The sequence below is a fragment of the Actinoplanes sp. NPDC024001 genome (genome assembly GCF_040638955.1).
Lineage (GTDB): Bacteria > Actinomycetota > Actinomycetes > Mycobacteriales > Micromonosporaceae > Actinoplanes.
Genome location: NZ_JBEZZB010000080.1, coordinates 22,133 through 46,623 on the forward strand (window position 1 = coordinate 22,133; position 24,491 = coordinate 46,623).

Sequence of the window (24,491 nt, forward strand, 5' to 3'; positions counted from 1 at the left end):
GCCCGGTGCGGGACGCGGCGCGCGGTTTTCGTCGGGCAGACTCCAGGGATGCGGCGATACATGATCGGGTTCGGGGCGGCCGCGGCGGTCGCCGTGGTCGCTGCGGCGCTGCTCCCCCTCGTGCGGGACGACGAGCCGGAGCGGCCACCCGCGGACGCGGCGTACCGCGACGCCGCCCTGCCGGTCGAGCAGCGGGTGGACGACCTGCTGGCCCGGATGTCGCTGGCCGACAAGATCGGGCAGATGACCCAGGCGGAGCGCAACGTGGTCGCCGAGGACCCGGAGCTGGTGACGCGCTGGCGGCTCGGTTCGGTGCTCTCCGGCGGCGGGTCGGTGCCCACCCCGAACACGCCCGAGGCCTGGGTGAGCACGGTGAACACGCTGCAGCGGGCGGCCCTGGCGACGCCGCTGGGCATCCCGCTGATCTACGGCATCGACGCGGTGCACGGACACGGCAACGTGCACGGCGCGACGGTCTTCCCGCACAACGTCGGGCTCGGCGCGGCCCGCGACCCGGAGCTGGTCAAGAGGGTCTACCGGGCCACCGGCGAGGAGATGCGGGCGACCGGCATCACCTGGAACTTCGCGCCCTGCCTCTGCGTCGGCCGCGACGAGCGGTGGGGCCGCACCAACGAGAGCTTCGGCGAGGACCCGGCGCTGGTGACCCGGATGGCGACGGCGATCGACGGCCTGCACGACGCGGGGGTGGTCGCCACGGTCAAGCACTTCGCCGGCGACGGCGACACCCGCTACGGCACCGGCGACAGTGAGTACGCGATCGACCAGGGCGTCACCGTCACCAGCCGCGCCGCCTTCGAGCGCATCGATCTGCCGCCGTACGTGGCAGCCGTCCGCAAACACCGGGTGGAGAGCGTGATGCCGTCCTACTCCAGTGTCGACTGGACCGAGGACGGCATCGGCAATCCGGTGAAGATGCACGCCAGCCGGGAGCTGATCACCGGGCGGCTCAAGGGTGAGCTGGGCTTCGACGGGTTCGTGATCAGCGACTTCGAGGCGATCCATCAGCTCCCGGACCCGGACGGCGGTGAGGAGCCGACCGCGGCGCAGGTACGGACCGGGGTGAACGCCGGCACCGACATGTTCATGGAGCCGAAGACCGCCCCGCGGTTCCAGGAGCTGCTCACGGCCGAGGTGAAGGCCGGGCGCGTGCGCATCGAACGGATCGACGACGCGGTGCGGCGGGTCCTGCGGGTGAAGTTCGCGACGGGACTGTTCGACAACCCGTACGCGTCGCTCGATCGCCTGGGTGAGGTGGGCAGCGCCGCGCACCGGGCCATCGGCCGGGAGGCCGTGGCGCGCTCGCAGGTGTTGCTGAAGAACGACGCCGCGGCGCTGCCGCTGCCCGCGACCGGCCGGATCTATGTGGCGGGGCGCAACGCGGACGACATCGGCAACCAGGCCGGCGGCTGGACCATCGACTGGCAGGGCCGCTCCGGCGACATCATCCCGGGCACCACCGTGCTGGAGGGCATCCGCGAGGTCGCGCCCGGCGCGACGGTCACCTTCAGTGCCGACGCTTCCGCGCCGATCGGCGCCGCTGACGTCGGGGTGGTCGTGGTGGGCGAGACGCCCTATGCGGAGGGTTTCGGCGACACCGGCGGCAAGGTCTGCCCGTGGTGCCCGGCCACACAGAAGGAGACCAAGTCGCTGACCCTGCAGCCGGGCGACCGGGCGGTGGTCGAGAAGGTCTGCGACGCGGTCGCCAGGTGCGTGGTGCTGCTGGTCTCCGGGCGCCCGCAGGTGATCACCGACCAGCTCGGCACGATCGATGCCCTGGTCGCGTCGTGGCTGCCGGGCAGCGAGGGCGCCGGGGTCGCCGACGTGCTCTTCGGCAGGCGGCCCTTCACCGGGCGGCTGCCGCTGAGCTGGCCGGCCACGGTCGCCCAGGTCCCGGTCAACGTCGGCGACGCCGACTATCAACCCCTCTATCCGTACGGGTGGGGACTGCGCACGGGACCGGCGGCGGACGACGGGTTCACCGCCGCGAGCAGGCGGGCGGCGGCGGGCAAGGCCGGGGCCGGCTGGCAGAAGCTGTTCGCCGAGGCCGCGTTGGCCGAGGAGGCGGGTAACCCCGATCGGGCCCGCACGCTGCTGAAACAGCTGCGATAGCTGTCAGGGCCGTTCCCCGCCCCCCGCGGAAACGGCCCTGAGAGCACCACTCAGAGGCGGTTCTGCGCCTCCGTCAGCACCGAGCGCAGGATCTGCTCCATCTCGGCGAACTGCGTCTCCGTCGCGGTCAGCGGCGGAGCCAGCTGGATCACCGGGTCGCCCCGGTCGTCGGCACGGCAGTAGAGACCGGCGTCGAAGAGCGCGCTGGAGAGGAAGCCGCGCAGCAGCCGCTCCGACTCCTCCTCGTTGAACGTCTCCTTGGTCGCCTTGTCCTTGACCATCTCGATGCCGAAGAAGTAGCCGTCGCCGCGCACGTCGCCGACGATCGGCAGGTCGAGCAGCTTCTCCAGGTACGACCGGAACAGCGGGCTGTTGTCCTGGACGTGCTTGTTGAGCTGCTCGCGCTCCATGATGTCCAGGTTGGCCAGTGCCACCGCGGCGCCGACCGGGTGGCCGCCGTAGGTGATGCCGTGCGCGAACCAGTTGCTGCCGGTGAGGAACGGCTCGGCCAGGCGCTCGGAGGCGATCATCGCGCCCAGCGGGACGTAACCGGAGGTCAGGCCCTTCGCGACGGTGATGATGTCGGGCTGGTAGCCGTACTTGTCGGCGCCGAAGTACTCACCGAGGCGGCCGAACGCGCAGATCACCTCGTCGGAGACGAGCAGCACGTCGTGGCGGTCGCAGATCTCGCGGACCCGCTGGAAGTAGCCGGGCGGCGGCGGGAAGCAGCCGCCGGCGTTCTGCACCGGCTCCAGGTAGACGGCGGCGACGGTGTCCGCGCCCTCGAACAGGATGGCCTCTTCGATGCGGTCCGCGGCCCAGATCCCGAACTGCTCCGGGGTCATGTTCTCGTCGGGGCGCCGGTAGTAGTTGGTGTTCGGCACCCGCAGCGTGCTCGGCACCAGCGGCTCGAAGTCCTGCTTGAGCGCCGGGATGCCGGTGATCGACAGGGCGCCCATCGAGGTGCCGTGGTAGGCGATCGCGCGGGACAGCACCTTGGTCTTGAGCGGCTTGCCGGTGCGCTTGAAGAAGGAACGGGCGAGCTTCCACGCCGACTCGACGGCCTCGGAGCCGCCGGTGGTGAAGAAGACCCGGTTCAGGTCACCGGGGGCCATCTCGGCGAGCCGGCCGGCCAACTCGATCGCCTTGGGGTGGGCGTACGACCAGATCGGGAAGTAGGCGAGCTCACTCGCCTGCTTGGCGGCGGCCTCGGCCAGCTCCTGGCGGCCGTGCCCGGTCTGTACGACGAACAGCGCGGAGAGCCCGTCGAGGTAGCGGCGGCCGGTCGAGTCCCAGACGTAGCAGCCGTCGCCGCGGGTGATCACGGGCACCGGCGCGTCCTGGTAGGCCGACAGCCGGGTGAAGTGCATCCACAGGTGGTCACGGGCGGTTGCGGAGAGTGCGTCCACATCAGCGGGCTGTTGGTCGGTCACGGATATCTCTCCCACGCTCGGTTCTCTGAACCACTAGTTCCTACGTTGACGTCGATCCTGCCTACGGATTCCGTTGCACACAAGTCTAAGGGCGACTATTTCCGCGCTATTTCCTCGACTGTCTCGCGGGCAACCCGAGCCATACCGACATCACCGACAACTCGGGCATCACACCGAATTCGACGGTCAGGAGTCGAAGCCGAGGCCCAGGGCGTCGAGGAGCTTGAGCCAGAGGTTGCGCTTGCCGCCGTTGGCGTCGGCGCGGGCGATCGACCAGCGGGTCAGCTGGATGACGGCGGAGCGCAGCGGCTCCGGCGGGAACGGGACCGGCTTGCGGCGGACCATCGCCAGGCGGGTCAGCTCGGTGGGCTCGCCGCTGAGCAGGTCCAGCATCACCTGGGCACCGAAGCGGGTGGCGCCCACACCCAGGCCGGTGTAACCCACGGCGTACGCGAGGCGGCCGCGGTAGCCCGTACCGAAGAAGGCGCTGAACCGGCTGCAGGTGTCGATGACACCGCCCCATTTGTGGGTGAAACGCACATCGCGAAGCTGTGGGAACGTGGCGAAGAAGTGCTCGGCCAGCTTGACGAAGGTCTCCTCGCGCAGGTCGCGCGAGGGTTTGATCCGGCCGCCGTTGTAGTAGACGGCGTCGTAGCCGCCCCAGAGGATCCGGTTGTCGGCGGTGAGCCGGTAGTAGTGGAACTGGTTGCCGGCGTCGCCGACACCCTGCCGGTTGCGCCAGCCGATCGCGGCCAGCTGCTCCGCGGTGAGCGGCTCGGTCATCAGCACGTAGTCGTAGACCGGGACGATCCAGTGGTTCAGGCGGCGCAGCAGGGTGCTGTGCGCGCCGGTGGCGAGGGCCACCCGGCGGGCCTCGACGCGGCCGCGCGGGGTGTGCAGGAGCAGCCCACCGCCGGTCTTGGTGATCTTCTCGACCCGGGTGTTCTCGTGGAAGCGGACGCCCAGCTCCAGGCACGCCCGGCGCAGGCCCCAGACCAGCCGGGCCGGGTCCACGGTGGCGGTGTCGCGCGGCTCCCACACCGCGCCCAGGTAGGTGGGCGAGTCGATCTCGGCGCGGACGGCGTCGCGATCGAGGAACCGGACGTCCAGCCCGCGGGCCGTGGCGGACGCGTGGTACTCGACCAGCTCGTCGAGCTGCCACTGTTCGGTGGCCACGTTCATCTCGCCGGTGCGCAGGAAGTCGCAGTCGATGCCGTAGCGGCGGACCGTCTCCTCGATCGCGTCGAGGTTGTCGTTGCCGAGTTTCTCCAGGACGTCCATCTCGTCCGGAAAGCGGCTCATCCCGTTGTCGAATCCGTGGGTGAGGCTGGCGGCGCAGAAGCCGCCGTTGCGGCCGGAGGCGGCCCACCCGGCGGTGCTCGCCTCCAGGACGAGCACGTCGCGGCCGGGGTCGCGTTCCTTGGCGATCAGCGCGGTCCAGAGGCCGCTGTATCCGGCCCCGATCACGGCGAGATCCGCGGACGCGGAGCCGGTCAGCGGGGGTGCCGGCGGTGGGGCGCCGTCCTGGGCGAGCCAGTACGACTCCCCCACCGCACCGGCGAGGGCTTGCACGACGGAAGGCGAAGCAGTATCGCCCATGCGTTATCAGTCCTGTTGTTTACGAGGGCGGGAGCGGAGGTTCGCGATCACCGCGATCAGCACCCCGGCCACGAAGATCAACGTACCCATCACGTTGACCTGCGGCGGCAGGCCGACCCGCGTGGAACCCCAGATCCACAGCGGGAAGGTTTGCACGTTGCCCGCGGTGAAGTTGCTGATCACGAAGTCGTCGATGGAGAGGGCGAACGCGAGCATGACACCGGAGAAGATCGCCGGCAGCAGGATCGGGAAGGTGATCTTCCACCAGGTCGTCCAGGCGGTGGCGCCGAGGTCGGCGGCGGCCTCCTCGATGGACCGGTCCAGGGTGACGACCCGGGCCCGGACCACGGTGGCGACGAAGGCGATGGAGAACATGACGTGCGCGATGGTCAGGGTGATCCCGCCCAGCCCGACGCCCATCGAGACGAAGAGCGTGAGCAGCGAGGAACCCATCACCAGCTCCGGCGAGGAGATGGCGGCGAACATGACCAGGTTGGTGGCGCCGGCGCCGCGGAACCGGTAGCGGCCCAGGGCGTAACCGATGCCGGTGCCGAGCGCGCCGGAGATCAGCGAGCTGAAGACGGCGACCAGCAGCGAGGCGATCAGGGCCTCGGTCAGGTCGGGCAGGGCGAACAGCTCGCCGTACCACTTGAAGGTGAAGCCCTGCCAGGTCTGGTTGTAGCGGCCCGCCGGGTCGTTGAAGCCGAACAGGATCATGACCAGGATCGGCAGCGCCAGCCAGGCGATCAGCACCCACGTGTAGACGTGCATGGCGCGCGCGCCGTTGAACCTCACCGAGCGGCGGGCCGGAGCGGCCTTGGGCGGCGCCGGAGAGAGCGTCTGGGTCATCGGGCCGCCGCCTTCATCACGTCTTCGGTGCCGAGCGCCCGGGCGTAGGAGAACACGCCGATCAGCAGGACCGCCATCAGGACGAAGGCGAGCGCCGAGGCGGTCGGGTAGTCCGAGCTGGCCAGGAACTTGCTCTGGATGACCTGGCCGATCATGGTGGTGCTGGTGCCGCCGAGCAGCTCCGAGTTGACGTAGTCGGAGCTGGCCGGGACGAAGGTCATCAGCACGCCGGCGAAGACGCCGGGCAGCGCGAGCGGGAAGATCACTTTGCGGAACGCGGTGATCGGGGAGGCGTACAGATCACGGGCGGCCTCGACCACCCGCGGATCGATCCGCTCCAGCGCCACGTAGATCGGCAGCACCATGAACGGCAGGAAGTTGTACACCAGCCCGGCGATCACCGCGGTCGGCGTGCCGAGGAGCTGGAAGCTGGACGGGAGCAGCCCAGCCTCCTTCAACGGGTGGAGCAGGACGCCGTCGTCGGTGAGGAGCATCCGCCACGAGATGGTGCGCAGGACGAACGACACGAAGAACGGCAGGAGGATCAGGAACAGATAGGTCGCCTTCTTCCTACCCCCGTAGAAGGCGATCCAGTACGCGACCGGGAACGCCAGCACGACCAGGACCAGGGACGTGATGGCGCCGTACACCAGCGAGCGGATCAACTGGGTCTGATAGTCCGAGATCGCCTCCACGTAGGTCTGCCAGTGACCCGTGAAGACGTACCCGTTGACGATGTCGCCCTCCTGCAGCGACAGCGACAGCATGGTCGCCATCGGCACGACGAAGAACAACAGGAGCCACAGCCCGCCGGGGAGGACGAGCAGGTAGGGCGCGAGTGTACGTTTAACCCGGTTCATTTACCTCAGCCCAGTACGATCGGGTCGAACACCTTGGTGAAGTCCTGCTGCTCCTCGGCGGTGTTGAACCCGACGTAGTAGTGCAGCTTGGCGTAGTCGGCCTCGCCCGGGAAGACCAGCGGGCTCTCCGCGACCGACTCCAGGTACTCCTTGTCCTCGCCGGTCAGCGCGGCGGCGTGCTTGCGCATCGCGGCCTGCGCGGCCGGCACCGGGCACACGTAGTTGATGTACTCGGCGAGGGTGGCGGCGTTCTCCACCTCGTAGAAGAAGTCCATCAACATGATCGCGTCGACCGGGTTGGCGGCGGTGATCGGGATGGTCATGTTGTCGGTCCAGATGGTGCCGCCCTCCTCCGGGATCACGAACTTGAAGTTCGTGCCGTCGGAGACGTTCTTCTGGAAGATGTCACCGGACCAGGCCTGGGTGAGCCAGACCTCGCCCTTGCCGAGCGCGTCGACGTAGCTCTGGTCGTAGTAGTTGCGGACGATGCCGGCGTCCTTCTGCTCCTGCAGCTTGGCCGCCGCCTTCTTCCAGTCCGCCTCCTCCGACTTGGCCGGGTCGAGGCCGGCCGCGAGCAGGCCGAAGTTGCCCAGCTCCTGCAGGTCGCTCATCATGCCGACCTTGCCCTTGAACGCCGGGTCCCAGAGGTCGGCGAGCTTGGTGATCGGGCGCTTCGTCTTCGACTCGTCGTAGGCGATGCCGGTGATGCCGGAGGCCCACGGGATGCTGAACACGTTGCCCGGGTCGTAGGTCGACTGGGCGTAGGACTTGGCGGCGTTCGCGGCGTAGTTCGGCAGCTTGGAGTGGTCCAGCGGCGCCAGGAAGCCGGCGTCGCGGAACTGGCCGAACTGCATGCCGTTGGTGATCACCATGAGGTCGTAGCCGATCGACTGCCCGGCGGACAGCTGCGGCTGGACCTTGGCGAACCACGGCCCCATCTCTTCGATGACCTCGTCGTACTTGACCGCGATGCCGGTCTGCTCGGTGAACTTCTTGAGCTCCGGCTTCTTCGGGTCCATGTAGAGCGGCCATCCGGCGAAGTCCAGCTTGCCGTTCTTGGTCTTGCCGGCCCAGAACTTGGCGACGGCGTCGGGAGCGGTGGAGGCGCTCGGCTTGCCCTTGCCCTCCACGCCGCAGGCGGCGAGGAAGGCACCCATCGCCGAAAGCCCGCCGAGGCGCAGGGCGTCGCGGCGGCCGAGCCGCCGCTGCGTCATGCCCCGGAGGAGGGAGGGGTCCGGCTTAGCGGTGGGGAACAACTTCAGACTCCGATCGGGTACGAGTGCTGCGGGGCCCAACTGAGGAAGACGCGCTCGCCGCGCGAGGCGACGTCCTCGGCATCGTGAGCATTCTGGTCGAACACCACGAAGTCTGATCCAGCGGAGGTCGCCACTGTGTAGTTGGTCGATGTCCCGTGGTACACCACCTCGGTGACCACACCGGACAGGACACTGGCCGCGTTGGTGTGCGGCATCGTCCGGTGCAGGTCGATCTTCTCGGGACGGACCGAGACCTCGATGCTGTGACCGGGCTGCACCGTGCCGGAGACCGGGACGAGCACCCGCTCGCCGGGCGCCACGTCGAGGACCGCCACCCCGCCGTCGACCCAGCTGACCGAGGCGTCGATCAGGTTGGAGGTGCCGATGAAGCCGGCCACGAACCGGGTCGCCGGCCGCTCGTAGATCTCCCGGGGTGAGCCGAGCTGGTCGATCAGGCCGGCGTTCATCACCGCGATCCGGTCCGACATGGTCAGGGCCTCGCCCTGGTCGTGGGTCACGTAGACGAAGGTGATGCCGACCTCGCGCTGGATGCGCTTGAGCTCCACCTGCATCTGCTGGCGCAGCTTGAGGTCGAGGGCGCCGAGCGGCTCGTCGAGCAGCAGCGCCCGCGGGTGGTTGACCAGCGCCCGGGCCAGCGCGACCCGCTGCTGCTGGCCGCCGGACATCTCCTTGGGCTGCCGCTTCTCCATGCCGGTCAGCGAGACGATCTCCAGCATCTCGCCGACGCGGCGCTTGATCTCGCTCTTCGAGATCTTCTTGCGCTCCAGGCCGAACGACACGTTCTGCAGCACGTTCAGGTGCGGGAAGAGCGCGTACGACTGGAACACCATGTTCACGTCACGCTTGTTCGGGGTGACCCCGGTGACGTCCTGGCCGTCGAGGAAGACCTTGCCCGCGGTCGGCTCCTCGAAGCCGGCGATCATCCGCATGGTGGTGGTCTTGCCGCACCCGGAGGGGCCGAGCAGCGAGAAGAACTCCCCCTGCCCGATCGCCAGGTCCAGGCTCTTGACGGCGGGCACCGCCTCACCGTGCGACAGGTAGTCCTTGCGCACGCCGACGAACTCGATCGCCGGGTGCCCGGCGTGCTGCCCGTTTCCGGATCGCACGCTCGCGGCGTGGTGCGGGGGAGAAGTGGTCATCTATCACCTCTGAGGCGGATTCTCTTTTGACAGGGGCCTGGCGCGGGCGGATCAGCCGTTGAAACTCATCACGTGCTTGATCCGGGTGTACTCCTCGAAGCCGTACATCGAAAGGTCCTTGCCGTAGCCGGAGTGACCGTATCCGCCGTGTGGCATCTCCGAGACGAACGGCAGGTGCGTGTTGATCCACACCGCCCCGAAATCGAGGCGGCGGGACACCCGCATGGCCCGGCCGTGGTTCTGGGTCCAGACGCTGGCGCTGAGCCCGTAGCGGACGTCGTTGGCCCAGCGGACCGCGGCGTCCTCGTCGGTGAAACTCTGGACCGTGATGACCGGGCCGAAGATCTCGTCCTGGATCATCTCGTCCTGCTGGCGCAGGCCGGTGACCACGGTCGGTTCGAAGAAGAAGCCCCGGTCGCCGATCCGGTTGCCGCCGGCTGCCACCTCGGCGTGATCCGGCGTACGGGCCAGGAAGCCGGTGACCCGGTCGAGCTGGCTCGCGTTGTTGACCGGGCCGAAGTAGGCGCTCGCGTCGGACGGCGCGCCGACCCGGGTGTTCTTGGCGGCCGCGGCCAGGGCGGCGGTGAAGTCGGCGGCGATCCGTTCGTGCACCAGGACCCGGGTGGCGGCGGTGCAGTCCTGGCCGGCGTTGAAGTAGCCGGCGCCGGCGATCGCGGCCGCGGTGGCCTCGATGTCGACGTCGTCGAAGACCACGACCGGCGCCTTGCCGCCCAGCTCCAGGTGCACCTTCTTCAGGTCGGGGGCGGCGGCCGCGGCCACCTCCATCCCGGCCCGGGTGGAGCCGGTGATCGACACCAGCTGCGGCACCGGGTGCGCGACCAGCGAGCGGCCGGTGTCCCGGTCGCCGCAGACCACGTTGAGCACGCCCGGCGGCAGGAACTCGGCCGCGATCTCGGCCATCAGCAGGCTGCTGACCGGGGTGGTGTCCGACGGCTTGAGCACGACCGAGTTGCCGGCCGCGATGGCGGGCGCGAACTTCCAGACCCCCATCACCATCGGATAGTTCCACGGGGTGATCTGTGCGCACACGCCGATCGGCTCACGACGTACGAAAGAAGTGTGATCCCGCAGGTACTCCCCCGCGGACTTGCCCTCCAGGATGCGTGCCGCGCCGGCGAAGAAGCGCAGCTCGTCGAGGAGCGGGCCGAGCTCCTCGGAGCGGGTGGCCTCGACCGGCTTGCCGGTGTTGCGGCACTCGGCCTCGACCAGCTCCTCGCCGCGCGCCTCGACGGCGTCGGCGATGCGCAGCAGCGCCCGCTGCCGCTCGGCCGGGGTGCTGTCCCGCCAGACCTCGAACCCCTCGGCGGCGGCCGCCACCGCCGCCTCGACGTCCCGCCCCGAGGAGACCGGCGCGTGCGCGTAGGTCTCCCCGGTGCTGGGGTCGACGACCGGCGAGGTGATCCCGTCCTCGGTGTCGGTATACGACCCGTTGACGAAGTTGCGTAGCACGGATGCAGCGGTGCTCACAGGGATTGACCTTCCGATCGTGGTGTCGGGTTTCCACCCGAACTGGGGGGAGGTTGTCACACGAGAGAGCGTGTGGGCAAGGGAATCCGAAGTAATTTCCAAGCCTGAAACGGAATCAGCACATCGAACACCGTCCAGACGACGAAAACCGGGGTTTCAGGCGGTGTAGAAGCGGTCCGCGACGGTCAGCGCCTCGTCCAGGATCGACAGACCTTCCCGGACCTCGTCCGCGGTGGTCGTGCACGGCGGGGCGACGTGGATCCGGTTGAAATGGGTGAACGGCCAGAGGCCCCGTTCCTTGCAGGCCGCGGCCACCTCGTTCATCGGCCCGGCGGCCGCGCCGGCCGCGTTGAACGGCACGAACGGCTCCCGGGTCGACCGGTCGGTGACCAGCTCGACCGCCCAGAAGACACCCAGGCCGCGAACCTCACCCACGCTGGGATGCTTCTCGGCGAGCGCGGTCAGCCCCGGGCCGATCACGTCGTCACCGAGCGCGCGGGCGTGCTCGATGATCCCCTCCTCCTTGAAGATCTGCATCGACGCCACCGCCGACGCGCAGGCGAGCGGGTGACCGGAATAGGTGAGCCCGCCGGGGAACGGCCGCTCCCGGAAGGTCTCGGCGATCTCGTCGGAGATCACCACCCCGCCCAGCGGCAGGTAGCCGGAGTTGACGCCCTTGGCGAAGGTGATCAGGTCGGGGGTGACGCCCCACCGGTCGACCGCGAACCACTCGCCGCACCGGCCGAAACCGGCCATCACCTCGTCGGCGATGAAGACGATGCCGAACTCGTCGCAGATCTCCCGCACCCCGGCCAGGTAGCCCGGCGGCGGCACCAGGATGCCGTTGGTGCCCACCACGGTCTCCAGCAGCACCGCGGCGATCGTGGCCGGGCCCTCGAAGACGATGGTGTCGCGCAGGTGCTGCAGCGCCCGCTGGGTCTCCTGCTCGAGCGTCTCCGAGTGGAACGGCGACCGGTACGGGTACGGCCCCCAGAAGTGCACCACGCCGATCGCCACCGGCTCGTTCGGCCAGCGCCGCGGGTCGCCGGTCGCGGTGATCGCGGTGGCCGTCGAGCCGTGGTAGCTGCGGTAGGTGGAGAGGACCTTGTGCCGGCCGGTGTGCAGCCGGGCCATCCGGATCGCGCTCTCGTTGGCCTCGGCCCCGCCGTTGGTGAAGAACACCTTGTTGAGCGGGCCGGGCGCGATCTCGGCGATCATCCGGGCCGCCTCGCCGCGCTTGTCGTTGGCGAAGGCCGGCTGGATGGTGCAGAGCCTGGCGGCCTGCTCCTGGATCGCCTCGATCATCCGCGGGTGCTGATGGCCGATGTTGATGTTCACCAACTGGGAGGCGAAGTCCAGATATCTCCTGCCTTCGTAGTCCCAGAAATGGCTGCCCTGCGCTTTCTCGATGGGCAGCGGGTTGATCAGGCCCTGGGCGGACCAGGAGTGGAAGACGTGGGCGCGGTCGTCGGCGCGCACTTGCGAGTCGCTCACGGAAGACATCCTCACCGGGTCTGCGGGAAGCCGAGGTCGATCGCCGAGGTTCCCGGGTCGGGCCAGCGGGAGGTGACCACCTTGCTGCGGGTGAAGAAGTGGATGCCGTCCGGGCCGTACATGTGGGTGTCGCCGAAGAGCGAGGCCTTCCAGCCGCCGAACGAGTAGTAGGCGACCGGGACCGGGATCGGCACGTTCACCCCGACCATGCCGGCGTTCACGTCGAACTGGAACTGGCGGGCGGCGCCGCCGTCGCGGGTGAAGATGGCGGTGCCGTTGCCGTACTCGTTGTTGTTGACCAGCTCGACGGCCTCGGCGTAGGTGCCGACACGGACGATGCTCAGCACCGGGCCGAAGATCTCGTCGGTGTACACCGTCATCGACGGGGTCACGTTGTCGAGCAGGGTGGCGCCGAGGAAGAAGCCCGGCTTCTCGGAGATATCACGGCCATCCGCGATGATCTTGGCGCCTTCGGACGCGCCGGCCTCGATGTAACCGGCGACCTTGTCCCGGTGCTGGGCGCTGATCAGCGGTCCCATCTCGGAGTCCGGGTCGGCGCCGTCACCGATCTTGATCTTCGGGAGCCGCGCCGCGATCGCCTCGACCAGCGGGTCGGCGATGTCACCGACGGCCACCACCACGGAGATCGCCATGCAGCGCTCGCCGGCCGCGCCGTACCCCGCGCTGATCGCCGCGTCGGCGGCCGCGTCGAGCTCGGCGTCCGGAAGGACGATCATGTGGTTCTTCGCGCCGCCGAGCGCCTGCACGCGCTTGCCGTGCGCCGTGCCGGTCTCGTAGATGTACTTGGCGATCGGGGTGGAGCCGACGAAGCTGACCGCCGCGATGTCCGGGTGGGTGAGGAGCGCGTCGACCGCCTCCTTGTCACCATGGACGACGGTGAAGACGCCGTCCGGCAGGCCCGCCTCCTTCCACAGCCGCGCCAGGAAGAGCGAGGCGGACGGGTCCTTCTCGCTGGGCTTGAGCACGAACGCGTTGCCCGCGGCGATCGCGGTGGCGCACATCCAGAGCGGCACCATCGCCGGGAAGTTGAACGGGGTGATGCCGGCGACCACGCCGAGCGGCTGGCGGATCGAGTAGACGTCGACGCCGGTGGCGGCCTGCTCGGAGAAGGAACCCTTCATCAGGTGCGGGATGCCGGTGGCGAACTCGACGTTCTCCAGGCCCCGGGCGACCTCGCCGGCCGCGTCGGCGAGCACCTTGCCGTGCTCGGTGGTGACGATCTTCGCCAGCTCGCCGGCGTTGGCGGCGAGCAGCTCGCGGAACTTGAAGAGGACGGCGGACCGCTTCGACAGCGACGCCTCGCGCCAGTGCTTCGCCGCTTCCTTGGCGACGGCCACCGCGGCCGCGACCTCGTCGGCCGAGGCCAGATCGACCGAAGCGATCTGGGAACCGGTGGCGGGGTTGAAGACCGGGCCGACCCGGCCGGACTCGCCGGCGCGCTCCGCGCCGCCGATCCAGTGCGCGATGTGATTCATGAGCGGAGATTATGTGACGACCATGGACCGAACAATGCTCTACTTGTACTGTCACAAAAATGTTCGAGGTGCTCAGGGAACGGCTCGCCGACCCCAGCGCGCGCGGGCTCGCCGAGGCGGTCAGCCGGGCGGTCGGCGACGGCGCCCTCCCCGGCGGCAGCAAGCTGCCACCGGTCCGCGCGGTCGCGGCCGAACTGCACCTCTCGCCCAGCACGGTCAACGCAGCCTGGCAGTTGCTGCGGCGGGCCGGGACCATCCGTACGGACGGCCGGCGCGGCACCGTCGTCGCCACCCCGGGCCTGGGCGGGCCGGGCCGCTACCGGGCGGCCCTGCGGCAGACGTCCGGATACGGGCTCGACCTGTCCACCGGCGTCCCGGACCCGAGACTGCTGCCGCCCATCCCCGCGTTGCACGGCCTCTCCCCCGCCCCGAGCAGCTACCTCGACGAGCCGGTCCTGCCCGAGTTGGGAGCGCTCCTGCGCGAGCAGTGGCCCTGTCCCGCGGAGCGGCTGGCGATCTTCGACGGTGCGATGGACGCGATCGACCAGGTGGCGTCGGCGCTGCTGCGCCTCGGCGACCGGGCGGTCGTGGAGAACCCGTGCTTCCCGCCCCTGCTGGACCTGCTGGAAGTGCTCGGCGTCCAGGTCATCGGAGTGGAGACCGACGCGCTCGGCATGCTCCCCGGCGCGCTGGCCGCCGCGCTCGCACGGCAGCCGGCGGCCGTCTTCCTGCAGCCGCGCGCCCACAACCCCACCGGCGCGTCGTGGTCGGCCTCGCGCGCCGGCTCACTCGCCGCGGTGCTCGCGCAACACCCCTCGGCGTACGTCGTGGAGGACGACTCCGCGGGTGATCTCGCATCGGGGCCGCTCTGTTCCCTGGGCACGCATCTGCCCCGGCAGGTGGTGCACGTGCGCAGCTTCTCCAAGTCGCACGGGCCGGACCTGCGGCTGGCCGCGGTCAGCGGGCCGGCCACCGTCCTCGACCCGATCCTGGAGCGGCGGCTGCTCGGCCAGGGCTGGACCAGCCGGCTGCTGCAGCACCTGCTGCTCAGCCTGCTCACCGACCCGGCATCGATCAAGGCGGTGCGCGCGGCCCGCGACGAGTACGCCCGCCGGCGTCATCTGATCACGTCCGGGCTGGCGTCGGCGGGCATCCCCCTGCCGCCCGGCGAGGGTCTCAACCTCTGGCTGCCGGTGGCCGACGAACAGGCGGCGTTACTGAGCCTGGCCAGCGCGGGCATCGGCGCGGCAGCCGGCACGGCCTTCACGGTGGGCCCGGCCGCGACGCCACACCTGAGGGTGACGGTGGGCCTGGTAGCCGAGGACCACGCGGAGGTGTCTGCGCAGCTGGCACGGGCCGCGCGTGCGGCAATGCCCGGAATTCCACGTTGACCGCGACCCAATGGACCACACCAGGACATCAGCGCTGAACTTCTGATGCTGCTGCGCCCAGCCGCACGTCCCTTCTTCCTTCGAGTCAGACAGGAGATGCGCGTCCGGGTCAGAGCCGGAACGATCGTGCAGCCGGATCTCATCATCGCCCGAGGGCCCCGCGTCGTCACCGTGACAGACGCGGCCGACGTGCTTCCTCGCCGTCGAGATCACATCCCCCAGCAACGCCACTACGGACCGCGTTCTCCAGAAGCACCTGTTCGCCGAGGCGAAGATCGAGTGGTATCTGCTGGTCGAACCGGACATGACTGACTACGAGTCGCTCACCCTTCGGCTCTTCCACCTGGAGGCCGGCAAATATGCGGCTCATGCGGTGGCCGAGGACGGCCAGACGCTGATCCTGGACGAACCGTTCCCGATCTCGATCAACGCCCGGGCTCTCCTCGGGCTCTGAATCACGCCGCCGGGCGGAAGCTGTCGAAGACCAGCTGGAGGTCGTCGCGGGCGGCGGACCACTCCGCGTCACGGGTCTGCCAGTAGAAGCCGTAGGCCTTGTTGTCGGAGACCACCACACCCCGGTTGTTGACGTGCTGCCGCACCCCGCCACGGGTGAAGGTGAACTCCCAGTCGGCCGCCGTGCGGAAGTACCGCACCGACTCGATCTTGATCTCCCGGTAGTTCGGGAAGTCACCCCGCGACCGGCGGTAGTCCGCCTGGCCGCGCCAGTCCGCCACCGGATCCGGCTTCGGGTCGTCGGTCTGATCGATCCCGAGGACCCGGCCGTCGCCGCGGAAGTAGACGATCGAACCCTCCTTCGAGCGGGTCCAGCCGGTCGGCACGTACACCTGGAAGCCGGTCGCGTCCCGGTAGTCGCGCCACCCGGCCGGCAGTGGCGGCCGGCCGCCGGCCGCTCCCCCGCTCGGCGCCGCCGCCGGAGCTGACGAGACCGCCGCGGACGACGCCGGCGGCGTGGTCGTCGCCGCCGCCCCCGCGTTCGGGGGCTGCTGCGTCCCGGTGGTCGGCGTCCCCTCCGGGCGCACCGCGTTCTGCGGGCCGGCCGACCCGGTGGCCGCGGGCCGGTCACGCTGCGCCTCGGGTTCGTCGCGCCACGGCGCCACCACCAGCAGCGCGGCCGCCGCGGCGATCGACGCCGCCAGCGCGCCCACCCCGGCGATCACCCCCCGCCTGGTCCGGCTCGGCTCGTCCGGCGCCGGCTCGTTGCCGGCCTTCGACGGTACGGCGACCGGCGCCGATCGCTGCCGCGGAACCCGCGGGGTGACCGGGGCCGCTCCGGGCTCCGGCCGCTGCCGCGGATCCCGTCGGTCGTCCAGGGCTGTCTCGGGCTCCGACCGCTCCCGCGGATCCCGTGAGCCGTCCATTGCTGCTTCGGACTCCGACCGCTGCCGCGGTGCGTCCGGGACTGTTTCGGGCTCCGATCGCTGCCACGGATCCCGTGGCGCGTCCACTGCTGCCGCGGACTCCGACCGCTGCCGCGGAGCGTCCGGGACTGTCTCGGGCGCCGACCGCTGCTGCGGAATCTGCGGGGTGTCCAGGGCCGCGATGATGCCGCGCAGCATGCTCTCGGCGTCCTCGGCGGTGAGCCTGGCCGCCGGGTCCTTGCGCAGCAGCCCGTCGAGCAGCGGCCGGAGCTCGTCGGCGTTGCGCGGCGGGTCCGGCTCCTCGGTGGCGAGCGCCGCCAGCGTCGCCATGGTCGACGCCCGCTGGAACGGCGGCCGCCCCTCCACCGCCGCGTAGAGAGTGGCGCCCAGCGACCACAGGTCGGCCTCCGGCCCACCGCCGCCGGTCCGCGCCCGCTCCGGGGCCATGAACTGCGGCGACCCGACCACCACGTCGGCTCGGCTGATCACCGCGTCGTCGTCGACCGCGGCGATACCGAAGTCGCTGAGCAGCACCCGCCCGTCGTCGGCGAGCAGCACGTTGGCCGGTTTCACGTCCCGGTGCTGCACACCGACCCGGTGGGCGGCCCGCAGCGCAGCGAGCAGGTCGAGGCCGAGCCGCGCCGCCCGGTACTCGTCCAGCGGCCCGTCCTCATCGATCACCTGCCGCAGCGAGCGGGACTGCACGTACTCCATGACGATCCAGGTGCGGCCCTCGAGTTGCAGCACGTCGTACACCTGCACCACGCCGGGATGGCTGAGCCGCGCCGCAGCCCGCGCCTCCCGCAGCGTGCGCCGCACAGCGGCGCCGGTGTCCTCGGCGATCGGCTGGTCGATCTCCTTGACCGCGACGTCACGTTCCAGCACTTCATCGCGGGCCAGCCGCACCTCACCCATGCCGCCGCGGCCCAGCAGCGTGCCCAGCCGGTACCTTCCGGCTAGCAACACGGTCGCATCGGGCATGGGCACCGTTATACCCGCCCGCCCGTCGCGTAACGCGCACCACGAGCCACCGGTCACGGGTCGCAGGCCGCAAGCCGCTTATCGCAGGCCGCAACCGCCAGCCGCTCATTGCAGGCCGCGGGTCGCTCATCGCAAGCCGGGGCCGCCAGCCACTGATCGCAGGCTGCGGGCCGCCACACCGGACTGCGCAACCAGCCACTGTGGTCAGCGCGAGCACTCCGCGAGCCGGTGAGGACGGGCCGCGCAAGCAGCCCGGACTTGCGACTTTCGGCCTCTCGGTAACCGTGATCAACCGGCCCGCGAGTCTGCAGAAGGTTTGTCGTGCCGCCCTCGATCGACGGCTTGCAACCCGCTCGCTGCCGCGGACCCGGCCGGACTCGAGGTCTGAGCGCGGCGGACCTACTTCGCGGCTGGTGGCAGGGCCGCGCCGAGCGCGAGAGCCAGGCAGGCGAGCACGGTCGCGGCGGCGACCGGCCAGGAGATCAGCACCGGCACCGCCTGGCCGACCTGGGCGGCCAGCGAGCGGGCGGAGCCGGCGATCGCGAGCAGCCCCGCGCCCCCGCCGAGCAGCGATCCGATCGCCACGGCGAGGGTGGTCTCCAGGGAAACCGCCTGCAGCACCTGCCGCCGGGTCGCGCCGGCCCGGCGCAGCACCCGGTAGTCGGGGCGGCGATACCGGGTGGTCATCAGCAGCGTGTTCGCCACCGCCAACCCACCTGCCCCGGCCGAGACGGCCAACAGCAGCATCGTGAACGTCGCGATGAGCCGGTCGTCGTCGGCGTCGGCCTGCCGGGCCATGTCCGCAGGCGTGGCATGGCGCGCGCCAAGACCAGCCGGGCCAGGCTGCGCCGGATACGCACCGGCCGGGCCGGGCGGCGTCAGGTAGGCACCGGCGGGACTGGACGGCGTCAGATGGGCACCGACAGGGCTGGACGGCGCCGGGGAGGTACCGGCGGGGGCGGGCGGCGCTGGGTAGGCCGCGGGTGCCAGGGCGGAGGGATCATGGCCGCGCACGGTGTCGCGGGAGAGCACCAGGTCGGCTGCGAACGGGCCGGGCGGCGCGATGCCGGTGACGCGCAGGCTGCTGGTCGTGCCGTCCGCGAACGTCACGGTGACCGCCGGGCCATAGCGGGCGGCGGCCTGCTCGGACGCCAGCGCGGTGCCGGCCGGCACCTCATCGGCGCCGATCGCCATGACGGCGCTGCCCGCTACGTAGACGGTGGTGTCCAGCGGCGCCCGCCCGGCGACGGCGTCGTGCAGGCCGGGCGTTCCGTCCGGCACCAGGACCGTCTCGGCCGGCACGGCGGCGCTGCGGCGGGCGTCGTAGGCGGCGGCCGAGGTCTGCACCGTGCCGGTCACGAACACCGCGAACGCCACGGTGAACAGCACCGGCGCGGCGGTGGCGGCGGTGCGGCGCACCGCGGTGCGCGCGCTCTCCCGGGCCAGCGTGGCGATGATCCCGGAGAACGGGGCCAGGAAGATCCGGACCAGGGCGGGCACCACGGCGGGCGCGAGCAGGGCGGCGGCGGCGATCAGTGCCATCGCACCGAACAGCGCATACGTACCCAGGTCGGACAGGTCGGTGGAGGCCGCGGCGGCCACGCCGGCGGCGACCGCGAGGGCGGCGGCGAGCAGGCCCGCGGCCCAGCGGGCGCGGCTCATCGCGGTTTGTTCCATCTCGGCGACGCGCAGCGCTTCCAGGGCGCCGATCCGGGACACCCGGCGGGCCGCCACGGCGGTGCCGGCGAGCGCCACCAGCGGGCCCGCGGCGAAGGCGGCGGCGAGCACCCACGGCTGCCAGCGCACGGCATACCCGGCCGGTTCCAGACCGGCGCGCACCAGCCGGGGCGCGAGCAGCAGCGCCGACAGCGACCCGAGGAGTACGCCGGCAACCGCCGCCTGCACCCCGAGCAGCAGCGCCGACCGGTGCAGCATGGACCGCACCTGACGCGGGGTCGCCCCGATCGCGCGCAGCATGCCGATCTCCCGCCGCCGCTGGTTGACCTGGTGGGCCGAGGCCGAGGCGACCAGGAACACGCACGCGAACCCGGCGACCGCCGCGGTGGCGCTGAGCACCTGCATGCCGATCCAGCGGACCCGGGCGTCGGCGCGCGGCTCGGCCCGGCCGCGTTCGTCGCCGGTCAGCACGGTCCCGGCGGTGCCGACGGCCGCGGCCAGCGCGGCCGGCTCCGGGTCGCCGGAGATCCCGAGAGCGCGTACGCCGGGCGCCAGCCCCGCCGCCACCCGCTCGGACACGTGCAGACCCGGCAGATCGGTGTGCCCGGTGACCCGCCACTGCACCGGCCCCGCGCCGGTCAGCACGGTGATCGACGCGCCGGCCGGGAAGCCGAGTTCACGGGCGGTCACCACCTCCCCCGGGCCGGGCGGGTTCGTCCCGTGCCAGGCGTACCCACGGATGCTGCCGGCCACCGGCCGGCCGTCGCGGACCGGCTGGGCATAGAACTCCCGGTCGACCGCCACACCGCTGACTCCGGGGACCGCGCGGATCCGCGCGGTCAGCGTCCGCACCGCCTCGGCGGACCACGGCACCGGTTCGGCGAACTCGTCCGGCCGGTTCTCCGCCGCCGGCGCGGCCACCACCGCGGCGAAACCCTCGAACCGGTCCGGCACCCGCGGCCGGCCCGACGTCAACAGCAGCAGGAACGTCGTGACCAGCACCGTGCCGAGCAGCACCGCGACGAACTGGCCGATCCGGTCGCGGCTCAGCATGCGCGCTCCAGCGAGGTCATCCGGTCGGCGACGCCGGCCGCGTCCACCCCGGTCAGCTCGTCGGTGATCCGCCCGTCGACCAGCAGCACCACCCGGTCGGCGACGGCGGCGGCCACCGGGTCGTGGGTCACCATCACCACGGTGCGGCCGTGCCGGTCGACCAGGGCGCGCAGCAGGGTGAGGATCTGGTGGGATGTGCCGCGGTCCAGTGCCCCGGTCGGCTCGTCGGCGAAGAGCACGTCCGGCCGGCTGAACAGGGCGCGGGCGATCGCCACCCGCTGCTGCTGGCCGCCGGAGAGCTCGCGGGGGCGGTGGCCGGCCCGGTCCGCCAGGCCGACCTCGGTCAGCGCGGCCACCACCCGCTCCTGGTCGGCGCGGCGTCCCGCGAGCCGGGCCGGCAGGGCCACGTTCTGCGCGGCGGTCAGCGACGACACCAGGTTGAAGTCCTGGAAGACGAAGCCGACGCGGTCGCGGCGCAGGCGGGTCAGGGCGGTCTCGTCCAGGTCGCCGAGCCGGGTGCCGGCGATGGTCACGCTGCCGGTGGTGACCGGTTCCAGCCCGGCGGCGCAGTGCAGCAGCGTCGACTTCCCGGAGCCGGAGGGGCCCATCACCGCGGTGAAGGTGCCCTCGGCGAACCGGGTGCTCACGCCGTTCAGGGCGGCCACCGGCCCGGCGCCCCCCGTCGTAGGTTTTCGCGATCTCGTCCAGCACGACTGTCATGCGTCGAGATTCGCGAAACGCCGCCGCGATGTCGTCGCGCTCCGGGCGGGTTCGGTACGCGGCGCGTCAGCCCCTGGTCTGACGGCCCGTGGGTGGAGGTGCACGGGAGTGTTCGTCGATACGCTCGGCCGGTGCCCGTACCCTCGCTGCTGGTCCAGCGTCTCGGCCCGGCGCCGCGGCGGGCGATCGATCTGATCGTGGCCGCGTCCGCCGGTCTGCTGTCCTGGTTCGCGGCCGTCGACACCGGCGGCCCGGGCCGCCGGGCGGTGCTGGTCGCCCTGGCGCTCGGCGTGCCGCTGGTGGTCCGGCGCCGCTGGCCGGGGGCGACCGCGCTGGTCGTCGGGGCCGCCGCGGGCGCCGTGCTGCTCGCCGGGATCGTTCCGGACTTCGCGTCGCCCGCCCTGATGCTCTCCGTCGGCGTCGCGCTCCACACCGTCGGCCGGCAGGTTCCCGGCCGCCGTGGCGCGGCGTTCGCGCTGGTGGCGTCGGTGCCGCTGGTGATCGGCCTGTCGTTCGGCGGTGGCACGGCCGACGCGCCCGGCCCGGCCGGGGTGGCGTTCGGCGCGCTGGTGTGCGGGGCGAGCTGGGCGATCGGCTGGACGCTGCGGGAGCGGCGCCGGCACGCCGAGCAGACCGCGGCGCAGAGCACGGCGCGGGCGGTGGCCGAGGAGCGGCTGCGGATCGCCCGGGAGATGCACGACGCGGTCGGGCACAGCCTCAGCCTGATCGCGGTGAAGGCGGCGGTCGCCAACCACGTCGCCCGGCAGCGGCCGGAGGAGGCGACCGCGGCCCTCGAGGTGATCGAGTCGGAGAGCCGCAGCGCCCTGGCCGAGCTGCGCCGCACGGTCGGCGCGCTGCGCACCGAGCCCGACTACGGGGTGCCGCCGACGTTGAGCGACCTGAGCGGGCTCGCCGACCGGGCCGAGTCCGCCGGGGTGCGCGTGCGCCTCGACGTGCGCGGCGGCACCGACCTGCCGGAGCCGGTGGCGCTGGCGGCGTACCGGATCGTGCAGGAATCGTTGACCAACGTGGTGCGGCACGCCGCGCCGGCCGCGTGCCGGGTGGAGGTGGAGAGCAGCGGCGACCGGCTGCGCATCGAGGTCACCGACGACGGCACCCGGCGGCCGCCGCCGTCCGCCGACGGGACGGGGCTGGCCGGGATGCGCGAGCGGGTGGCGGCGCACGGTGGCACGTTCAGCGCGGGGCCGCGCTCCGGTGGGGGCTTCGCGGTGGTCGCCGTCCTGCCGTACGGTCCGGTGTCATGATCCGGGTGCTGATCGCCGACGACCAGGCGCTGCTGCGGGCCAGCTTCCGGCTGCTCATCGAGACCACCCCGGGTCTGCAGGTGGTCGGCGAGGCGGGCGACGGCGCCGAGGCGGTCGCCCTGACCGGGCGGGAGCAGCCGGACGTGGTGCTGATGGACATCCGCATGCCCGGCATGGACGGCATCGAGGCGACCCGCCGGATCTGCGGTTCCGACCGGGCGTCGCCGGCCCGGGTGCTGATCCTGACCACCTTCGACTACGACGAATATGTGTTCGCCGCCCTGCGGGCGGGCGCCAGCGGTTTCCTGCTCAAGGACGTGGTCCCGGCCGACCTGGTCACGGCCGTGCGGGTGGTGGCCGGCGGCGAGGCCCTGCTCGCGCCGGGCATCACCCGCCGGCTGATCACGCATTTCGCCGCGCTGCCCGAGCCGGGCGAGCGGCCGGCGACCGGGTTGGAGCACGTCACCGAGCGGGAGCGGGAGGTGCTGACGCTGGTCGCCGGTGGCCTGTCCAACACGGAGATCGCCGAGCACCTGCACCTGAGCCTGGCCACGGTGAAGACGCACATCGGCCGCCTGCTCGCCAAGTTGCAGGCTCGGGATCGGGCTCAGCTGGTGATCGCCGCCTACGAGAGCGGCCTGGTCACACCGGCCCGGTGAGCGCTCTTTTTGCCTGCGGGTCGGGCGTGAGCCGCGCGGCTCGACCGCGGCCGCTAGCGTGCCGGACATGCAAGATCACCAGGTTGCGATCAAAGCCGCGGCGGCAGGCGCCGCGGCCGTTCAGCAGAGGTACGGATCAGAGCTGGCCCGATTCGACAAGGGTGGCGGCGACTTCGCCACCGAGGCGGACCTGGCCGCGGAGCAGGCGGTCCTCGCGGTGTTGCGCGAGCACCGGCCGCAGGATGCGGTCACCGGCGAGGAGAGCGGTGCGCAGGGCGCCGCCGGTTCCGCGCGGCGCTGGCTGGTGGATCCGCTCTGCGGCACCCTGAACTTCGCCGTGCGCACCCCGCTGGTCGCCGTCAACGTCGCCCTGAAAGACGGTGACGACGTCACGGTTGCCGCGTCGGCGGACCCGTTCGCCGGCGAGATCTACTGGACCGACGGCGTCGCCGCCCGGGTGCGGCGCGACGGCGTGGACCTCCCGGCACTGCCGTCGGCCGCGTCGGCGCTGGTCGACGTGAACCTGGACCCGCCGTTCCCCCGCCATCCGGCGCTGCTGCTGGCCTCGCCGGCCTTCACCGAGCGCTTCCGGCCGCGGGTGCTCTCCACGACGCTCGCCCTGCTCTGGGTGGCGGACGGGCGGCGGGCCGCCTACGTCACGTACGGCGATCTGCGGGACAGCGTGCACTTCTCGAGCGGGATCGCGGTGTGCCGGGCGGCCGGCTGCGTGGTGACCGGGATCGAGGGCCAGCCGCTGCACACCGGGGCCGGCGGGCTGCTGGTCGCCGCCGACGAGCAGACCCACGCCGCCCTGCGGGCGATCGTGACCGCCTGAACGACCGCGCCCCCAAGCGCGGGGCATTCGCGCGATTAGTCAGGTTTAGCAGGGGTACCTCGTCTGCGGACAACCGTGCAGGACGGAGGGACGATGACCCACACAGACGCACGAACCGACCAGGACTCCACCGCGCAGCTGGTGACCCGGCTCAGCGAACAGGTGAGCACGCTCGTTCGCGACGAACTGGCCCTGGCCCGGATCGAGATGACGGAGAAGGGCAAGAAGGCCGGCAAGGGCGCAGGGCTGCTCGGCGGGGCAGGCGTGATCGCCATGTACGGGCTGGGCGCCCTGTTCGTGACCATCGGCGCCGCTCTCGCGCTGGTCATGCCGGTGTGGGCGGCCGCGCTCATCGTGACGGCGCTGCTGTTCGCCGCCGCCGGCATCGCCGCCGTGATCGGCAAGAAGGAGGTGCAGCAGGCGGTCCCGCCGGCGCCGGAGGCCGCGATGGCCAGCGGCCGCCGTGACGTGGACGCCCTGATGACCGCGGCCCGCCACGGGAGGCACTCGTGAGCGCCTCGCCGAAGAGCAACACCGGCACACCGAAGCCCGGCCCGGCGCCGCAGCACCGGGAACGCGCGGGTGCGGCCCAGGGCCGCACCGAGGCGAAACCGGCACCACCGGGCCGCAACCGCAGCGACGCCCGTCCCGGGCCCGGCGGCCAGACCAAGTCGGGTCCCGCGCCGGCGAAGCCCAACCGCGACCAGGCGGCCGGGCCGGCCACGGCGCACGAGCCGGCGAAGAGCACGCCCGCCAAGCCGGGACC

19 protein-coding genes and 1 pseudogene are annotated in these 24,491 nt (G+C 71.6%); 8 read left to right on the plus strand and 12 right to left on the minus strand.

Going from position 1 to position 24,491, the window contains the following annotated elements; translation table 11 throughout:
- Positions 1–48 precede the first annotated feature (48 nt).
- On the plus strand, positions 49–2,130 hold the full coding sequence (locus AB0F81_RS28315) for a glycoside hydrolase family 3 protein (RefSeq protein ID WP_360202031.1): 2,082 nt from the start codon (positions 49–51) through the stop codon (positions 2,128–2,130).
- Positions 2,131–2,180: 50 nt separating this feature from the next.
- Here the strand turns inward: AB0F81_RS28315 and AB0F81_RS28320 are convergent, their stop codons facing one another.
- The 9 genes from AB0F81_RS28320 to AB0F81_RS28360 all read right to left on the minus strand — a co-directional run bounded on the left by AB0F81_RS28320 (position 2,181) and on the right by AB0F81_RS28360 (position 13,765).
- A complete protein-coding gene (locus tag AB0F81_RS28320; RefSeq protein WP_360202032.1) occupies positions 2,181–3,563 on the minus strand; it encodes an aspartate aminotransferase family protein in 1,383 nt (460 codons plus the stop codon).
- A 186-nt stretch (positions 3,564–3,749) separates the two neighbouring features.
- The gene (locus AB0F81_RS28325) at positions 3,750–5,135 is read right to left on the minus strand and encodes an FAD-dependent oxidoreductase (RefSeq protein WP_360202034.1); all 1,386 of its coding nucleotides are present in this window, start codon (positions 5,133–5,135) and stop codon (positions 3,750–3,752) included.
- Between the two features lie 33 nt (positions 5,136–5,168).
- Positions 5,169–6,011: an ABC transporter permease gene (locus AB0F81_RS28330; protein ID WP_360202036.1), complete on the minus strand. Its 843-nt coding sequence runs from the start codon at positions 6,009–6,011 to the stop codon at positions 5,169–5,171.
- Positions 6,008–6,871: an ABC transporter permease gene (locus AB0F81_RS28335; protein WP_360202038.1), complete on the minus strand. Its 864-nt coding sequence runs from the start codon at positions 6,869–6,871 to the stop codon at positions 6,008–6,010. Before AB0F81_RS28335 ends, AB0F81_RS28330 begins: the two co-directional genes overlap by 4 nt.
- A gap of 5 nt (positions 6,872–6,876) precedes the next feature.
- Positions 6,877–8,085, minus strand: coding sequence for a spermidine/putrescine ABC transporter substrate-binding protein (locus AB0F81_RS28340; RefSeq protein ID WP_360202040.1), 1,209 nt, complete (start codon positions 8,083–8,085; stop codon positions 6,877–6,879).
- Positions 8,086–8,129: 44 nt separating this feature from the next.
- Positions 8,130–9,287, minus strand: a complete 1,158-nt coding sequence (locus AB0F81_RS28345) for an ABC transporter ATP-binding protein (protein ID WP_360202041.1) — start codon at positions 9,285–9,287, stop codon at positions 8,130–8,132.
- Between the two features lie 51 nt (positions 9,288–9,338).
- Positions 9,339–10,775: an aminobutyraldehyde dehydrogenase gene (locus AB0F81_RS28350; RefSeq protein ID WP_360202042.1), complete on the minus strand. Its 1,437-nt coding sequence runs from the start codon at positions 10,773–10,775 to the stop codon at positions 9,339–9,341.
- 156 nt (positions 10,776–10,931) lie between these two features.
- The gene (locus AB0F81_RS28355) at positions 10,932–12,269 is read right to left on the minus strand and encodes an aspartate aminotransferase family protein (RefSeq protein WP_360202044.1); all 1,338 of its coding nucleotides are present in this window, start codon (positions 12,267–12,269) and stop codon (positions 10,932–10,934) included.
- Between the two features lie 11 nt (positions 12,270–12,280).
- The gene (locus tag AB0F81_RS28360; protein ID WP_360202046.1) at positions 12,281–13,765 is read right to left on the minus strand and encodes a CoA-acylating methylmalonate-semialdehyde dehydrogenase; all 1,485 of its coding nucleotides are present in this window, start codon (positions 13,763–13,765) and stop codon (positions 12,281–12,283) included.
- 59 nt (positions 13,766–13,824) lie between these two features.
- On the opposite strand from AB0F81_RS28360, the gene AB0F81_RS28365 reads away from it, so the two are divergent.
- Both AB0F81_RS28365 and AB0F81_RS28370 read left to right on the plus strand, forming a co-directional pair.
- Positions 13,825–15,156, plus strand: coding sequence for an aminotransferase class I/II-fold pyridoxal phosphate-dependent enzyme (locus tag AB0F81_RS28365; RefSeq protein ID WP_360202047.1), 1,332 nt, complete (start codon positions 13,825–13,827; stop codon positions 15,154–15,156).
- 208 nt (positions 15,157–15,364) lie between these two features.
- Positions 15,365–15,610 carry a Uma2 family endonuclease gene (locus tag AB0F81_RS28370; protein ID WP_360202063.1) on the plus strand — a complete coding sequence of 82 codons (246 nt, stop codon included), beginning with the start codon at positions 15,365–15,367 and terminating at the stop codon, positions 15,608–15,610.
- A gap of 1 nt (position 15,611) precedes the next feature.
- Here AB0F81_RS28370 and AB0F81_RS28375 read toward each other — a convergent pair whose 3' ends face one another.
- From AB0F81_RS28375 to AB0F81_RS28385, 3 genes are all read right to left on the minus strand, one after another.
- Positions 15,612–17,516, minus strand: coding sequence for a protein kinase (locus AB0F81_RS28375; protein ID WP_360202049.1), 1,905 nt, complete (start codon positions 17,514–17,516; stop codon positions 15,612–15,614).
- Positions 17,517–17,915: 399 nt separating this feature from the next.
- Positions 17,916–20,246, minus strand: coding sequence for an ABC transporter permease (locus AB0F81_RS28380; protein ID WP_360202051.1), 2,331 nt, complete (start codon positions 20,244–20,246; stop codon positions 17,916–17,918).
- A complete protein-coding gene (locus tag AB0F81_RS28385; RefSeq protein ID WP_360202053.1) occupies positions 20,240–20,893 on the minus strand; it encodes an ABC transporter ATP-binding protein in 654 nt (217 codons plus the stop codon). Before AB0F81_RS28385 ends, AB0F81_RS28380 begins: the two co-directional genes overlap by 7 nt.
- Positions 20,894–21,097: 204 nt before the next feature.
- Here AB0F81_RS28385 and AB0F81_RS28390 point away from each other — a divergent pair, with 204 nt between their 5' ends.
- From AB0F81_RS28390 to AB0F81_RS28410, 5 genes and pseudogenes are all read left to right on the plus strand, one after another.
- Positions 21,098–22,231 carry a sensor histidine kinase gene (locus AB0F81_RS28390; RefSeq protein ID WP_360202054.1) on the plus strand — a complete coding sequence of 378 codons (1,134 nt, stop codon included), beginning with the start codon at positions 21,098–21,100 and terminating at the stop codon, positions 22,229–22,231.
- Complete coding sequence (locus AB0F81_RS28395; protein WP_360202056.1) at positions 22,228–22,890, plus strand: response regulator transcription factor; 663 nt, start codon at positions 22,228–22,230, stop codon at positions 22,888–22,890. Before AB0F81_RS28390 ends, AB0F81_RS28395 begins: the two co-directional genes overlap by 4 nt.
- Positions 22,891–22,957: 67 nt before the next feature.
- Positions 22,958–23,725 carry an inositol monophosphatase family protein gene (locus AB0F81_RS28400; RefSeq protein ID WP_360202057.1) on the plus strand — a complete coding sequence of 256 codons (768 nt, stop codon included), beginning with the start codon at positions 22,958–22,960 and terminating at the stop codon, positions 23,723–23,725.
- A gap of 93 nt (positions 23,726–23,818) precedes the next feature.
- Positions 23,819–24,238, plus strand: coding sequence for a phage holin family protein (locus AB0F81_RS28405; RefSeq protein WP_360202059.1), 420 nt, complete (start codon positions 23,819–23,821; stop codon positions 24,236–24,238).
- Positions 24,235–24,491: pseudogene (locus tag AB0F81_RS28410) on the plus strand (hypothetical protein); the annotation flags it as partial. The gene AB0F81_RS28405 and the pseudogene AB0F81_RS28410, both read left to right, overlap by 4 nt.

Bases quoted from the DNA above. Each gene is read 5' to 3' on its own strand.
- AB0F81_RS28315 (WP_360202031.1), top strand. From the start codon at position 49: ATGCGGCGATACATGATCGGGTTCGGGGCGGCCGCGGCGGTCGCCGTG.
- AB0F81_RS28330 (WP_360202036.1), bottom strand. From the start codon at position 6,011: ATGACCCAGACGCTCTCTCCGGCGCCGCCCAAGGCCGCTCCGGCCCGC.
- AB0F81_RS28335 (WP_360202038.1), bottom strand. From the start codon at position 6,871: ATGAACCGGGTTAAACGTACACTCGCGCCCTACCTGCTCGTCCTCCCC.
- AB0F81_RS28340 (WP_360202040.1), bottom strand. From the start codon at position 8,085: ATGACGCAGCGGCGGCTCGGCCGCCGCGACGCCCTGCGCCTCGGCGGG.
- AB0F81_RS28345 (WP_360202041.1), bottom strand. From the start codon at position 9,287: ATGACCACTTCTCCCCCGCACCACGCCGCGAGCGTGCGATCCGGAAAC.
- AB0F81_RS28360 (WP_360202046.1), bottom strand. From the start codon at position 13,765: ATGAATCACATCGCGCACTGGATCGGCGGCGCGGAGCGCGCCGGCGAG.
- AB0F81_RS28365 (WP_360202047.1), top strand. From the start codon at position 13,825: ATGTTCGAGGTGCTCAGGGAACGGCTCGCCGACCCCAGCGCGCGCGGG.
- AB0F81_RS28375 (WP_360202049.1), bottom strand. From the start codon at position 17,516: ATGCCCGATGCGACCGTGTTGCTAGCCGGAAGGTACCGGCTGGGCACG.
- AB0F81_RS28380 (WP_360202051.1), bottom strand. From the start codon at position 20,246: ATGCTGAGCCGCGACCGGATCGGCCAGTTCGTCGCGGTGCTGCTCGGC.
- AB0F81_RS28395 (WP_360202056.1), top strand. From the start codon at position 22,228: ATGATCCGGGTGCTGATCGCCGACGACCAGGCGCTGCTGCGGGCCAGC.
- AB0F81_RS28400 (WP_360202057.1), top strand. From the start codon at position 22,958: ATGCAAGATCACCAGGTTGCGATCAAAGCCGCGGCGGCAGGCGCCGCG.
- AB0F81_RS28405 (WP_360202059.1), top strand. From the start codon at position 23,819: ATGACCCACACAGACGCACGAACCGACCAGGACTCCACCGCGCAGCTG.